This window comes from Klugiella xanthotipulae (assembly GCF_006716695.1).
Taxonomy (GTDB): domain Bacteria; phylum Actinomycetota; class Actinomycetes; order Actinomycetales; family Microbacteriaceae; genus Klugiella; species Klugiella xanthotipulae.
The window spans coordinates 955,431-969,503 of record NZ_VFPN01000001.1; the positions used below are offsets into that span (position 1 = coordinate 955,431).

At 65.0% G+C, this 14,073-nt stretch carries 10 protein-coding genes; 4 read left to right on the forward strand and 6 right to left on the reverse strand.

All coding sequences use genetic code 11. The annotated features are described in order from the left end of the window. Positions 1-62: 62 nt before the first annotated feature. The 4 genes from FB466_RS04255 to arsB all read right to left on the reverse strand — a co-directional run bounded on the left by FB466_RS04255 (position 63) and on the right by arsB (position 8,250). Positions 63-4,505, reverse strand: coding sequence for an Ig-like domain-containing protein (locus FB466_RS04255; protein ID WP_141916122.1), 4,443 nt, complete (start codon positions 4,503-4,505; stop codon positions 63-65). Between the two features lie 795 nt (positions 4,506-5,300). After that, on the reverse strand, positions 5,301-6,650 hold the full coding sequence (locus tag FB466_RS04260) for an FAD-dependent oxidoreductase (protein ID WP_141916124.1): 1,350 nt from the start codon (positions 6,648-6,650) through the stop codon (positions 5,301-5,303). 37 nt (positions 6,651-6,687) lie between these two features. Continuing rightward, entirely contained in the window at positions 6,688-7,098 is a 411-nt protein-coding gene (locus FB466_RS04265; protein ID WP_141916125.1) for an arsenate reductase ArsC, read from the reverse strand. A gap of 33 nt (positions 7,099-7,131) precedes the next feature. Next, complete coding sequence (arsB, locus tag FB466_RS04270; RefSeq protein WP_141916127.1) at positions 7,132-8,250, reverse strand: ACR3 family arsenite efflux transporter; 1,119 nt, start codon at positions 8,248-8,250, stop codon at positions 7,132-7,134. A 96-nt stretch (positions 8,251-8,346) separates the two neighbouring features. On the opposite strand from arsB, the gene FB466_RS04275 reads away from it, so the two are divergent. From FB466_RS04275 to FB466_RS04290, 4 genes are all read left to right on the forward strand, one after another. Next, on the forward strand, positions 8,347-8,685 hold the full coding sequence (locus tag FB466_RS04275) for an ArsR/SmtB family transcription factor (RefSeq protein ID WP_141916128.1): 339 nt from the start codon (positions 8,347-8,349) through the stop codon (positions 8,683-8,685). A gap of 115 nt (positions 8,686-8,800) precedes the next feature. After that, on the forward strand, positions 8,801-9,169 hold the full coding sequence (locus tag FB466_RS04280) for a hypothetical protein (protein ID WP_141916130.1): 369 nt from the start codon (positions 8,801-8,803) through the stop codon (positions 9,167-9,169). A 183-nt stretch (positions 9,170-9,352) separates the two neighbouring features. Continuing rightward, positions 9,353-9,931 (forward strand): DUF2165 domain-containing protein, encoded by a 579-nt coding sequence (locus tag FB466_RS04285; RefSeq protein ID WP_141916131.1) that lies wholly within the window; start codon positions 9,353-9,355, stop codon positions 9,929-9,931. A gap of 182 nt (positions 9,932-10,113) precedes the next feature. Then, the gene (locus FB466_RS04290) at positions 10,114-11,562 is read left to right on the forward strand and encodes an amino acid permease (protein ID WP_246054515.1); all 1,449 of its coding nucleotides are present in this window, start codon (positions 10,114-10,116) and stop codon (positions 11,560-11,562) included. Positions 11,563-11,610: 48 nt separating this feature from the next. Here FB466_RS04290 and FB466_RS04295 read toward each other — a convergent pair whose 3' ends face one another. Both FB466_RS04295 and FB466_RS04300 read right to left on the reverse strand, forming a co-directional pair. Beyond that, complete coding sequence (locus tag FB466_RS04295) at positions 11,611-13,218, reverse strand: DNA-3-methyladenine glycosylase 2 family protein (RefSeq protein ID WP_141916135.1); 1,608 nt, start codon at positions 13,216-13,218, stop codon at positions 11,611-11,613. Then, positions 13,215-14,060, reverse strand: a complete 846-nt coding sequence (locus FB466_RS04300; protein ID WP_141916137.1) for an isocitrate lyase/PEP mutase family protein — start codon at positions 14,058-14,060, stop codon at positions 13,215-13,217. Before FB466_RS04300 ends, FB466_RS04295 begins: the two co-directional genes overlap by 4 nt. Positions 14,061-14,073: the final 13 nt, after the last annotated feature.

Consider the following 14,073-nt stretch of genomic DNA (forward strand, 5'->3'; position numbering starts at 1 on the left):
CTGTGATGCGTCAAAAGCGTGTGGGGGCCGGGCCCAGCCCCGGCCCCCACATGCGGTGCTCGTTAGAGCGAGTGCTGTGACGAGCTCAGCTCGTCACGCGTGCCACGGCGGCGGCGTGCTGCCACGAGCGCGGTACCGGCGGCCAGCGCCAGTAGCGCCAGCGACACGGTGGCCAGGCCACCCTCAGCACCGGTCAGCGCGAGGCCACCCGCAACACCGTCACCGGTGCCGCGTGCGTCAACAACCGTCACAACGGATGTTGTGGTGTTGCCCGCGGCGTCGGTGACCGAGATCGAGATGCGGCTACCAGCGGGCTGAACAGGGTTCAGCGCCACGTCGAAGCGGCCATCAGCACCGGCGGTACCCGTACCAATCACGCGACCCGAGTCGTCCCGAACCGTGATCGTCGAACCCGGCTCGGCGGTGCCGGTCACCCGGGAACCATCCGTCGTGCTGACCACAGGTGCCTTCGGGGCCGAAGCGTCTACCGTGGTGGACACAGATTCCGAGCGGTTGCCAGCGGCATCCACGAGGATGACCTCCAACACCTCCCCATCAGCTACCGGCGTGGCCGGGACGAACACGAACGTGCCATCCGGGTTGATCGTCAACTCACCGTCAACACTGTCACCGTTCTCATCCAGAACGATCACCGTGCCACCAGCCTCAACAACACCACCGGTCACCACGGAACCATTCGATGGCTTCACCGCAGCAACAGCCGGAGCCGTCTGATCCACCACAACCGTGACCGGCTCAGACACCGTACCGGCAGGATTCTGCACGGTCACGAGAATCTTCTCGCCATCCACCAGCGTGTAATCAGGGGCAACCAGAATTGACCACGTACCATCCGGCTTCACCGTCGTCGTCAGCTCCGTACCATCCGGCAGGGTCGCCGTCACGGTTCCACCCGGCAGAGCCGTCCCGGCAAGTGTTTCACCGGTCGAGGGCTTCACGGAGGGTGCCGAAACGGCCGAGCCATCCACCGTCGTGGTCGCCGTAGCCGAGACGTTGCCCGCGGCATCCGTGAGCGTCACGGTCAGCACGGTGCCATCCGCGATCACCGGGGTAAAGGGCAACGCAAACGTGCCATCAGCACCCACCCGGACCGTGCCGAGCACGGTACCGTCCTGATCGGTGATCGTCACGAGCGAGTTCGCCTCACCCGTACCGGCCACGACAGAACCGTTACCCAGCTCCACAACGGGAGCCGTCGGAACGATCGTGTCCACCGTCACCGGTGCCGCCGGTGCCGCGTTACCCGCAGCATCCGTCACGATCACGCTCACGGCGCTGCCCTCGGTCAGAGGAACATCGGGCGTAAACATCGTGGACCCATCCGGGTTCGTCGTCAACGTCCCCGGGATCGGCGTGCCGTTACCATCAACAACCGTCACGGTTGCGCAGTCCTCGACCGCACCAATCTCGACGGTCACACCATTGGACGTGCCAATCGTGGGCACAACAGGAACGGTCTGATCCACCACAACGGCCACGGGCTCAGAGTCCGTGCCCTCGGGGTTTGTCGCGACAACCGTCATCGACTCGCCCTCGTTCAGGGTGTGCGCGGGGGCCACCGGGATCACCCAGGTACCGTCCGCCTTCACCGTCGCCGTCAGCTCCACACCTCCGGGGAGGATCGCGGTAATCGTCGTCCCCGCAACGCCGGTGCCCGACAGGGTGTCACCATTCGACGGGTTCACCACGGGGGCATCCACCGGAGCAGCATTCACGGTTGTCGTAGAAGGTGCCGATACATTACCCACAGCGTCCGTCACCGAGATCGAGACGGTAGTTCCATCCGGGATCGCCGGGGTGAAAAGCATCGCATACGTGCCGCTACCATCCACCACAGTCTCACCAAGAACGGTGCCGTTCGCATCCGTGATCGTGACCGTGGACCCCGCTTCAGCCGTGCCACCGACAACCTGACCATTCGTCGGATTCACCGAAGCCGCCGTAGGAGCAGTCGCGTCAATAACGGCCTGAACCGGTGCCGACGCGTTACCCGCACGGTCGGTCACGACCACACGCACCACACTGCCATCACCCTGAGCCGTGTCCGGGATGAACGTAAACGTGCCATCCACATCAACCGTGAGGGTTCCCGGGATGGGCAGACCCGCACCATCAACAATCGTCACAACAGCACCGGACTCCACCGGGCCACCCGTAAACCGGGTGCCGTTAGACGGCGCAACCGTCGGAGCCGTCTGAGCCGTCTGGTCAATAGTCGTCGTCACCGGCGCGGAGTCCGTGCCCTCGGGGTTCGTCGCGACAACCGTCACAGACTCCCCCTCGTTCAGCGCGGGGGCCAGCGGAATCGACCAGGTACCATCCGGCTTCACGGTCGTCGTCAGCTTCGCGCCACCGGGCAGAGTCGCGGTAATCGTGGTCCCGGCAACACCAAAACCACTCACCACATCACCCTGCGAGGGAGTCACCAGAGGTGGCACAACCGCGGCAGCGTTCACCGTCGTTGCACCCGTCGGGGAGACATTACCCGCCGCATCCGTCACGGTCATCCGCACGGACGTACCGTCCGCGATCACCGGACTAAACGGAAGCTGATAGCTTCCCCCCGCGGTCACCGTTGTCGTGCCCAGCACAGTACCGGCACCATCGGTAATCGTGACCGTGGAACCCGCCTCCGCCGTACCACGCACCACGGAACCGTTCGTGGGGTTCACCGTCGGAGCAGCCGGGGCCACAGCATCAACCGTGAACGATACCGGTGCCGCAGCGTTACCCGCCGCATCCGTCACCGTCACCGTCACCGTCGTACCATCCGCAATGGGGGTGCTCGGCGTAAACGTAAACGTGCCATCCGGGTTCATGACCGTGGACCCCGGGATAACAGCCCCGGCACCAGTCGTCACCGCAACAGTGTCCGTCGCCGCGATTGGGCCACCGGTCGCCGCCTGACCGTTCGAGGGTGCCAGAGTCACCGCATCCGGGGCAATTGTGTCTACCGACACAGCCACAGAGGTGCCCGCGGGGGAACTCGTCCCACCGGCATCCTTTACGAACGCGGTCAACGTTGAAGCCCCCTGCGGCAACGCCACAGTAGCCGGGCAGGACCAGGAACCATCCGCAGCAGCCACAACGGTGCACACCACCGTGCCATCAGCCAGACGAACCTCTACCGGGAGACCAGCAACGGCACCCGAACCCGTAAACGTCGGTGTCGTCGTCGTTAACACAGCACCAGCGGCAGGAGACGACATCGAGGGTGCTGACGCAGCCGCAATCGTTAACGGCCAATCCTCAACCTCACCAGAATCCGCGAAACCCGTCGCACTCGCAGCCTGCGCCGCGTTCTCCGTGGTCCGTAACCGCAACCACGTCGTACCAGCAGACGTCATCGCCGAACCAGGAATCGTGAACGACGTATTCCCGTTCCCACCCGTGACACTAACCTTCTCGCCCGTATCAAACGTGCCATTCCGGTTACCGTCCACCCACAACGTTGACGTCGCCGAGTGACCAGCCAACAGACCGTTCACGGCTACACCACTCACCGTGTAATCCTGACCCACCTTCCCGGCAGGAACAGACGACAACGCATCATTCACGTCCGTGCTCTGAACCGTCGCCACAGAACCAGATGATGCCGTGTTCGTCGCATCCGCAGTCACACCAGCGCCCAGGCTCAAACCCGTAGACACATGCGACGCAGAACCATATGACGCCGGCAGCGCCGTGTTACCACCCGCCAAATCCTCATCCACCGTCACCGCGAAACGGATATTGGGAAGAGTCGTCGTCGGGCTCGACACTCCGCGTAACTGGTGAGACAAGGCCTCCAACGAGAAATCCACGCTCTGCACCGTTCCGGTGAGTTCTACCGTGCCACACGCGAAAGGTGAAGCCGTGGGAAACGCCACAGAAACCTCACACGACTCGCTCTCGCCACCATAAACCCCATTACTCTGCGGGCTCACCATGGAATCCGTCACCTCCCAGCCCGCTAACCCGGACACCGGCGTGAGCGTCGGTGTGGCCGGACTCCCCGAGACCACCGTCAACCGAGCCGCCATAGACTGATCGGTCATCGCAGAAAAGCCTGAACTGCTCAGGCTGAAGAGATGCAGCCGCGGGTTCAGCACGGGCCGACTAAACGCCAGCTCAATATTGCCAGTATCATTCCAGGTATCCCAGCCGCCATAGGTTGTTGTACCATCCAGCGAAAACCTGGGAGTATCACGGAAAGCATAATTGGGGCTCGTGAACAGCCCAGCCACGTTTGAACGGGCTGTCACCAACGAATAGGTTGACCCACTTTTTGGGGTTGGGGTGGCCGTCACGGTCAGCCCATTCGGCTGCGTCAGAACGTTGACCCCTGTCACGGTCGATCCGGCCCCCTGATAGGCCTGCGCGGCCGTCCCGGGCAGCGCCAGGCTCCCCAGAGCCAGCACCCCCGTCACGGTCAGGGCCAGAGCCCGAGAAGCCGTTTTCGAGAACAGGCTCTGGCCCGTTCGACGGCGTTGTGATGTATTCACGTAATCTAAGTTTCCCCTCGTTAGTTAGTAAACGCGACAGACGTGCTTCCGCGTCCCTCACGAGTAGGCACGCGCGACGGGCTCGGGTGATGCCGATCCCACAGCTCTGTCAGGTTAATAACGTTGATCTGACCCAACTCTTACAACGTTTTCTCGATGGAGAGATTTTTCGCCTGTGACCGCGCGCGGGAGCCGGGCCCCGCACGAAAGGGCTACCGGCTGCGATAGCCGTTCCTCGTCTGCACACGTACAGACGAGGACGTAACGCGCCCCATTTCGCGCCCCCTCAGACATTATTTAATAACATTAAATTATCCTGGCCGCGGTGTCAATGACACCTCGAAGGCTCCCAGAAAACTCACTGGGCACGCGCAGAGAGGCGTGGCTATTCATCTGACACCCCCACGGCCAGCAAGTTAAGCCACTCCTCGTTTTTGTACGCCGGTGAGTGTTGCGGACACAACAATCGCCACCGGGCCGGGGAGTTAGGGGACTGCCGGGCGGGTGACGATTGTCGGAATCAAGCGCTCCTACGAGGAGCGCGACTCGCTTCGACGCAACTGGGGGGTCGCGCCGTTCTTCACAGGTGGTGAGGGATGCACCACCAAGCCATCATCAAGACTGGCCATGCGAGTAATCGTAATTTTACACACTTATAGTTCGCTGCACGGGACCTTCATATCCCGTCTGAACGTGTCGCTCCCCCTCCTCTCTCCCCGTCCCCCACCACGGGTGACTTTTCCTCACACATCGACGATCTTTTCCCCGCGTGTTGCACAAAATCCCCCGAGGAGGCTAGCTACAGCACCCGCCCTCAACGACCGTTGCCGCAGTAACCGTTCCATCCTCCCGGGGCAGCGCGGCGTTACACACACCCGTCTCGGGGAGGACCAGGTCAACGGTGCGGGCAGCCTCATAATTACCGGCCAGCTCATCGGCAATCGACCGGACCTGCTCATACCCGGTGGCAAGCAGGAAGGTGGGCGCCCGCCCGTAGCTCTTCATCCCCGCAATAAAGAAGTTGGGTTCCGGGTGGGCAAGCTCCACGACACCGTGCGGATAGACGGTTCCACAGCTGTGCAGATTGGGGTCAATCAGCGGCGCGAGGATGGCGGGGGCCTCCACAATACTGTCCAGCGACAGACGGATCTCCCGCAGCATGTCGAGGTCGGGGCGGAAACCCGTCGCGTTGACCACCGTGTCGGCCACGATGGTCACGGATGCGCCGCCACGGCGACCGGCAACGTTCACGGCGTGATCATCCCCCCGCACAATCGTGTCGATCTCATACCCGTCAATGAGTTCAATTCTCCCGTCATCAACGAGGGATCGCACCAGCCCGCCGAGCTGCCCCCTGGCGGCCAGCTCATCTGCGGCAGACCCGTAGACCCGTGCGGGGTTCGCGGACCGGATCGCCCAGATCACACGCGTTTCGGGCACCTCAGTTGCCAACTCGGCAAGGGCGAGGAGCGTGTTGGCGGCAGAGTGACCAGCCCCCACCACGAGAGTTCGTTTTCCGGCAAACCGAGCGCGATCCGCGCCCAGCACATCCGGAAGCGCGTGCGTCATGTACTCGTTCACGGCATCAGCATCAATCGGATCAAGGCCACTGGAGATGACCTTATTGGGGCTGAAGTAGGTTCCCGAGGTATCAATAACGGCCCGGGCCAGCACCTCGTGGGTGCCCTCCACGGTCTTCACCCGCAGAACAAAAGGGGCAGCTTCCCGGCCGACCGACCGGGTACGGTCCATACCCTGCCGCGAGACCGCCACAACGCGCTGTCCGTAGCGGATGATCGGTTCCAGCTGCGCGGTGCGGGCCAGCGGTTCCAGGTACTCGGTCACGAGTTCGTGACCGAAGGGGATCTTCTCCGCCTGTGGAGCGTTCCACCCGGTTGCGTCGAGCAGCCGGGCCGCGGCCTCGTCAATCAGGTAGGACCAGGGGGTAAAGAGTCGGGTGTGCCCCCAGGCCGCCACGGCGGTTCCCGCAGAATCACCGGCTTCCAGCACAACAACATCCAGGTCTCGTTCCCGCAGCTGCGCCGCCGCAGCCAGCCCGATGGGTCCGGCACCAATAACGGCCACGGGAAGGCCGGTCAGCCGGTCTGTGGGGCGAACGCTCAGAGCAACATCAACGAGGGTCATGATCTTTTCCTTTTCTCACTTTTTCGAGGGGTGGGGGTCACGGGTGCGCCGGAAGGATCTCGGCAAGCAGGCACTGAATGCGGCGCTTAATCTCGTCGCGAATCGGCCGAACCGCCTCGATGCCCTGCCCGGCCGGATCGTCGAGGGCCCAGTCTTCGTAGCGTTTGCCGGGGAAGAAGGGGCAGGTGTCCCCGCAGCCCATCGTGATGACCACATCCGACTCCTGGACGGCCTCCGTGGTCAGAATTTTCGGGATGTTCTGCGCGATGTCGATACCCTCTTCGGCCATCGCTGCAACGGCAACCGGGTTGATCTGGTCTTTCGGTTCGGAGCCAGCAGAGAGCACGGTCACCCGGTCACCGGCGAGGGCGGCCAGGTATCCGGCGGCCATCTGCGAGCGGCCCGCGTTGTGAACGCAGACAAAGAGAACGGTGGGTGGTGTGGTCATCAGGACCTCATTTCTCGGAAAGAGCGGACAGGATTAGGGACGGTTTCGGGTGGATGCGGCGGGCACGGTATCCGGGCCGGGCGCGAAGGCCACCTCCCGCGGGAATACCCGCGGCCGCAGCCACAGCGCACCGTAGACCAGGGCCACGAGCACGGGCACCTCGATGAGCGGCCCGACGATACCGGCGAGGGCCTGTCCGCTGGTTGCTCCAAACGTTCCCACGGCGACGGCGATGGCCAGTTCGAAGTTGTTTCCGGCCGCGGTAAAAGCCAGGGTAGCCGTGCGATCGTAGGCGAGGCCCACCACCTTTCCGGTGAGAAAACCCACGACAAACATGACCGCGAAGTAGGCGAGCAGCGGGAGTGCGATGCGGGCGACATCCATCGGCCGGTCGATCACCTGCTGCCCCTGGAGAGTAAAGAGCAGGACGATGGTGAAGAGCAGCCCGTAGAGGGCAAAGGGACCCACCCGCGGCAGGAAGGTTTCCTCGTACCAGGCCCGACCCCTGCGGGCCTCACCCAGGCGACGCGAGAGGTACCCGGCCAGCAGCGGAATGCCCAGAAAGATGAGAACACTGGCGGTAATAGCCCAGATCGAGAACTCCGCCGTGGTGGTGCTGAGGCCCAGCCAGCCCGGGAGGACCTGCAGATAGAACCAGCCCAGGGCAGCAAAGGCAATCACCTGAAACACCGAGTTAATCGCCACCAGAAACGCCGCGGCCTCGCGATCCCCACAGGCCAGATCGTTCCAGATCATCACCATCGCGATGCAGCGGGCGAGACCCACGATGATGAGTCCTGTCCGGTACTCGGGGAGGTCGGGGAGAAGGGCCCAGGCGAGGGTGAACATGAGCGCGGGACCGACCACCCAGTTGAGGAGGAGGGAGGACCAGAGCAAACGTCGATCCGCGGCGATCACCGCAACATCGGAGTAGCGAACCTTGGCAAGCACCGGGTACATCATTACCAGGAGGCCCACCGCGATGGGCACGCTGACCGAACCGATCTGGAAGGAGTGAAGAAAATCTGCGAGCGCGGGGGCGTAGACGGCGAGCACAAGACCGAGCCCCATCGCGCCAATAATCCACACGGGAAGAAACCGGTCAACCGTTCCTAGCTGGGGTTTCTCCGGGGTGGAGCGTGGGGTGGTCATGTCGCCTCCATCGGCTACAATAGATCGATAAGTGTCAATATAGAAGTATTGTGGATACATCGACGCTTGTCAATATAGAGAGGAGTCGCTTCCGTGATGCTCACCAAAAATTCCCCGGCCGCGGCGTGCGCACCCGGCACCCCCGCCGGAATCATCGCCGATGCCGAGGCCCAGGCGTTAGCGCAATCACTCAAGGCCATCGCCGACCCCGCTCGACTCAAACTCCTCTCCATTATTTCGGCCCAGGATCGCGGCGAAGCGTGCGTCTGTGACCTCACAGAGCCCCTGGGCCTGGGGCAGCCCACGGTATCGCACCACCTCAAAATCCTGGTCGAGGCCGGGTTACTGACGCGGGAAAAGCGCGGCACCTGGGCCTACTACACGGTTATCCCCGACGCCCTCCGGGTGATTGTTGAGCGGGTTACCGCGCTCTAACCCGACGGCATCGCCACCCGCGGTCGCGCTCGCGGCAAGATCACCACCGTGACACGAACCAAAAGTAATCACTGGTACCATTTACCATGTATGCCTGCCTCGATCAAGGAGCGCAATGCCCGAGTTCATCCTGCGTCTACAACCCATCGGCTCACGCGGCCGCTCCACGGAGCAAGAGGTCTCCGTGACCGCCGAATCCCCCACCGAGGTGCTCAATGGGGAGGCGGTTCCCCCCGGCTTCACCCTGGTGAGCTGGCGCCGGGCCGGGGCCACGCGCGCCGTTGTACAGACCCCACCCGCGGAAGCGGGGAGGGAGCGGCGGGTCCCGGCCCCCTCCCGCGAGGTCAAGCGCGTGGCACACGAGTTGATGGCCGCCAACTCGATTGAATGGGAGGTCGCCCTCACCGCCGCACAAGACGTCGTCCGCATCCGCGAGAGCTCGGCGCGGCGCTACCGCACCATGAACGGATTCACCGAGGGGTAGGACCCCCGCACACGGGCCGGAGGTGAGATCGACACCACCGGACCGAGCCTCCAACAGGCCGGAACCCTGTTCGGTCGAATAAACCTGTGCGAATCGGCGCACCGGCGGCTACCCTGGGGATAGCCGCATATCCGGGCAGCGGCTGCCCCCCTGCCCTCGCCACACAGGTCACAGGAGACACTCATGAGCACAGCATCCGGCCACCGTCCCGTCACCCGCTGGAGCGGCCTCCCGCTCGTGGCCACCGTCTTCACGGGCATGAACGCCCTCATCCTCACGCTCATCGCGTTTGGCAATATCACCGATTGGGACACCAACTGGGATTTTGTCCGCAACGTGATGGGGATGCAGTACACCAACTTCGGCCAGGATGCCGGTATCGGCCTCGACCCGGATGTCATGTGGCACGCGGTCGCCCTCGAACCGCTCCAGGTGATCGGCTACATCGGCATTATTGTGGCCGAGACCGTGGCCGCGATTGTACTGATCGTGGCCACCGTCAAGTGGCTGCGGGCATTTCGGGGTGATACGTTCCAGTCGGCACGCAACTGGTCCACCGCCGGGCTGCTACTGATTGTGGTGATCTTCGGTATCGGGTTCCTGGCCGTGGGTGGTGAGTGGTTCCAGATGTGGCGGTCGGTGAGCGCCAACGGGATGGAACCGGCACTGCGTTACCTGACGGTGGCCTCCTTCGCCCTCGTCTTCGTCAACCTGCCCTCGCCGCGGTGGAACACGGCCAAACCGGGAGAACTGCCCAGTTAGGTGTACTGCCCAGCGAAGGACAGTACACCTAGCCGCGCCCACGGGGGACAACACTTTACCCCGGTCGGGGTACACTAAACCGTCGCCGACGCTCTGCTACCACCGGAGACGTCTGCACGCGCAGAACCGGCGTGCATGCGGCCCTCCTGTACCAACATTCGATGTCGAAAGGTGAGGCCTTCGTGACTGTCCCCGCGGAACCCGCAGAAACCAATCTACCCACCACCCCACCCACAACAGCCGTGTTTACGGCCGCAGAGAAAGACCTCGCCGGCTCCACGCATCTGGCCCACTCGCTCAAACCGCGTCACCTCTCCATGATCGCCCTCGGCGGTGTCATCGGCGCGGGCCTGCTGGTCGCGTCGAGCAGCGCCATCACGGCGGCGGGGCCCGGCGTCATCTTCGCCTACATCGCGGCCGGGGTCGTCGTCATCCTCGTGATGCGAATGCTCGGTGAGATGGCCTCTGCCAGCCCCGAGACGGGTTCCTTCTCCGCCTACGCGACGCGGTTTATCGGCCCCTGGGCGGGCCTCGCCATTGGGTGGATGTACTGGTGGTTCTGGGTTGTCGTGGTCGGCATTGAGGCCACCGCTGCGGCCAAGATCATCACCAAGTGGCTGCCCGACCTGGACCAGTGGATTCCGGCGCTCTTCTTCACCCTGCTCTTCCTGGCCATCAACCTCATCTCGGTCAAGTCGTTTGGTGAGTTCGAGTTCTGGTTCGCCTCGATCAAGATCACCGCAATCATCGTGTTCCTCTTCTTTGGCGTCCTGCTGCTGATCGGCATTGTGCCGAGCGCGCACGAGTCCTTCAACCCCGCAGACTTTGGCGGGTTCCTCCCCTTCGGCATTGGCGGTGTCTTTGCCGCCCTGCTCCCCGTCATCTTCTCCATGTTTGGTGCCGAGGTGGCCACCATCGCGGCCGGTGAGTCGGAGCACCCCCAGGCCGCCGTGCGCAAGGCCGTCAACTCGGTGGTTTGGCGGATCCTCCTCTTCTATATCGGCTCGATGACGATCATCATCCTTCTCGTCCCCTGGACCGAAATAACCCCCGGGATCAGCCCCTTTGTAACGGCGCTTGAGTACACGGGTATTCCAGGGGTGGGTGTGGCGATGGATATCATCGTGCTCTCGGCCCTCCTCTCGACGCTCAATGCGTCGCTGTATACGGCATCCCGGATGGCGTTCTCCCTGGCCGGGCGCGGCGAAGCCCCCAGGGTTTTCCGCCGGGTGGGTAAACGCAACACCCCCTACGTGGCAATCCTGGCCTCCGCGATTGTGGGACTCATCTCGGTGATTCTCAACTACACGGTGCCGGACTACGTCTTTGCGTTCCTCGTGAACTCGACCGGGGCCACCGCAATCTTTGTCTGGATTGTGATCGCCGTGTCCCAGCTGCGCAGCCGCACGCTTCTCCCCGAGAGCGTCTCGGGCAGCGGGGTCATCCGAATGTGGGGCCACCCCTGGCTCACCTGGCTGGTGATTGTGGCCCTCTCGGGTCTGCTCGGGTACATGACGTTTAACCCCAACCCCCAGACCCGCGTTGAGCTCTACGTGAGCCTCACCGTTGCGGCGCTGAGCATCGTCGCCGGGATTGTGGTGCAGCGGAAGCAGCGCAGACTCGCCAGCTAGCGGATTGTGACAGCAGCAACCGGGCGGGGTGCGAACTCCCCGCCCGGTTCACGCCCGCCACAGGTGCATCGCCGCGTAGGAGCGCCACGGGGCCCACGCGCGGGCCCGCTCAGCGAGGATGCGGTGCGCCTGTGGCCGCGGGCCGGCCGGGTCCAGCACGCCCAGGGTGACCGCCCCGGAGACGAGGGCAACGTCGCCGTCCAGCCAGGCATCCGGGTCACCGAGCGCCCGCATCGAGAGGTAGGCGGCGGTCCACGGACCGATTCCGCGCCGGGCCACGAGTTGCTCCCGCAGCCGACCGGGTTCGGAGCCCACATCCACCCGTAGCGTACCGTCGGCAAGGTCCCGCGCAGCCGACACGACGGTACGTAGCGACGCGCCGGGCAGTCGTAGCGGACGATCCGGGTCCAGCGGCTCACCGGCCACCGGCTCGGGCACCCCGGCCACGATCTGCGCGGGGCTGGGAAACACCAGAGACAGACCCGCGAAGGATGACGCGTAGGGCGCACCCACCCGCGCCGCGAGCCGACTCAGCTGGGTGCGGGCCGCCCCGACGGAGATCTGCTGTCCCACGATGGCGCGGATCACCTGCTCGTGCGGGTCCACCGTGCCCGGCACCCGAATCCCGGGGGTGCCCGCCACACTCGGGGCCAGGCGGGGGTCCACGGCCAGGGCGGTATCGACGGCGACCGGGTCGGCATCCAGGTCAAACGCTCGCCGGATGCGGGACACCGCGGTGGCGACGTCGGCGAGCGAGGGCAGCTCCAGCCGCACCCGCAACCGCCACCCCGAGCCACCCACACGGGTGGCCGTCACCTCGACCGCCCCCGGGCCGTGCGGCAGGGTGAGCGTGCGGGCGTAGCGCAGCGGGCCAGGCTCGACACCCTCGACAACTTCGACGCCGCGGATCGCGCGCGCCGCAAGAAACCGAAAAACGCCGGGAGCATCGAAGGGCTGGCGCACGGGCAGTGCGAGGCCGAGGACGAGGGGGGCTGCCTCGGCCCGACCCCGCCCCACACCGGGGCTGAGGTGCTCGGACCGGGAGCCTCTCCGCACATCACCGGGCCGGGCCGCAAACACCGTCAGCATCGTGTCGTTGAACTGGCGCACCGAGCCAAACCCGGCCGCAAACGCGATGTCGGCCACCCCCAGGTCGGTGCCCTGGAGCAGGCTCCGCGCCGTCTGCGCGCGCCGCGCACGGGCGAGTGCAAGCGGCCCGGCCCCCAGTTCGGCCACGAGCAGCCGGTGGACGTGCCTCGGGCTGTAGCCGAGGCTCGTGGCGAGGCCGACCACGCCCTCTCGATCCACCACACCGTCCGCGATCAGCCGCATCGCCCGCCCGGTCAGGTCGCGGCGCAGGTCCCATTCGGGAGAACCGGGCACGGCCTCCGGGAGGCAGCGTTTGCAGGCCCGATACCCGGCACCCTGCGCCGCGGCGGAGGTGAGGTAGAACGTGACGTTCCGCTCCCGGGGTGTCCGCGCCGGGCACGAGGGTCGGCAGTAGATACCGGTTGACGAGACAGCGGTGTAGAACTGCCCGTCAAACCGCTCGTCCCTGGCGCTGATTGCCCGGTAGCGCTCGGCAAACAGGGCATCACCCTGCGAGCGGCGGCCCCCCTCCGGGGGGGCGGGGGAATCGACATGATCGGCAGTCATGACTCTATTGTCGCCCCGACCGGACGACCCGCAGCGGCCGCGAGGCCGTTCAACTCCCCGTAGGTGAGGTGGGTTTCACCCGCGGCGTAGGTTCCCGCGGTGCACAGCTCCCGGGTCGCGCGGGCCACAACGGCGTAGGCGGCCTGCGCCACCCCCGAGCCCAGGCTCGCCCGGGCAACCCCCAGGTCACCAAGTTCCGCAACCGACGGCGCGCCCGGCCCCACCATCACGTTGAGGGGAACCGGAATCGCGGCGACGAGGGCAGCGATTGTTTCGCGGTCCACAACACCGGGTACAAAGATCCCACTGGCCCCGGCCGCCACATAGCGGGCGGCCCGGGAAATGGTCTCGGATAGCCGATCCTCGACCGGTCCGATGCCCCCGAGGAACACGTCCGTGCGGGCGTTAATGAACAGCGGAATCCCGGCCCGTTCGGCGGTCGTGCGGGCGGCCTCAATCCGCGCGGCGCACTCGCCCGGCGGGTGCGCCCCATCCTCCAGGTTGATCCCCACCACCCCGGCCGCCAGCAGTCTCGCGACGGTATCCGCCACTCCGGCGTCCGTCCCGGAGTAGCCGGTCTCGATATCAGCGGTCACCGGAACGCGAACCGCCGCGGTGATCCGGGCAACCGCCGCGAGCGCCCGCTCCCGGTCGAGCTGGTCGCCATCGGGAAACCCGAGTGACCAGGAGACCCCCGCGCTCGTGGTGGCGAGGGCGGGGGCACCGGCGGCCTCGGCGACCAGGGCACTCGCGGCATCCCACACGGTGACGAGCGCAAGCGGCCGGGACGGAGTGTGGAGGGCGTGAAAGAGGCGAGCGGTATCTGTGGGTGTTGTCTGCATGGGGACAAGTCCA

What these genes read in the sequence shown, in the direction of transcription:
- FB466_RS04260 (WP_141916124.1), bottom strand. Translation starts at nt 6,650, where the DNA reads ATGACCCTCGTTGATGTTGCTCTGAGCGTTCGCCCCACAGACCGGCTG.
- FB466_RS04265 (WP_141916125.1), bottom strand. Translation starts at nt 7,098, where the DNA reads ATGACCACACCACCCACCGTTCTCTTTGTCTGCGTTCACAACGCGGGC.
- arsB (WP_141916127.1), bottom strand. Translation starts at nt 8,250, where the DNA reads ATGACCACCCCACGCTCCACCCCGGAGAAACCCCAGCTAGGAACGGTT.
- FB466_RS04275 (WP_141916128.1), top strand. Translation starts at nt 8,347, where the DNA reads ATGCTCACCAAAAATTCCCCGGCCGCGGCGTGCGCACCCGGCACCCCC.
- FB466_RS04280 (WP_141916130.1), top strand. Translation starts at nt 8,801, where the DNA reads ATGCCCGAGTTCATCCTGCGTCTACAACCCATCGGCTCACGCGGCCGC.
- FB466_RS04285 (WP_141916131.1), top strand. Translation starts at nt 9,353, where the DNA reads ATGAGCACAGCATCCGGCCACCGTCCCGTCACCCGCTGGAGCGGCCTC.
- FB466_RS04295 (WP_141916135.1), bottom strand. Translation starts at nt 13,218, where the DNA reads ATGACTGCCGATCATGTCGATTCCCCCGCCCCCCCGGAGGGGGGCCGC.
- FB466_RS04300 (WP_141916137.1), bottom strand. Translation starts at nt 14,060, where the DNA reads ATGCAGACAACACCCACAGATACCGCTCGCCTCTTTCACGCCCTCCAC.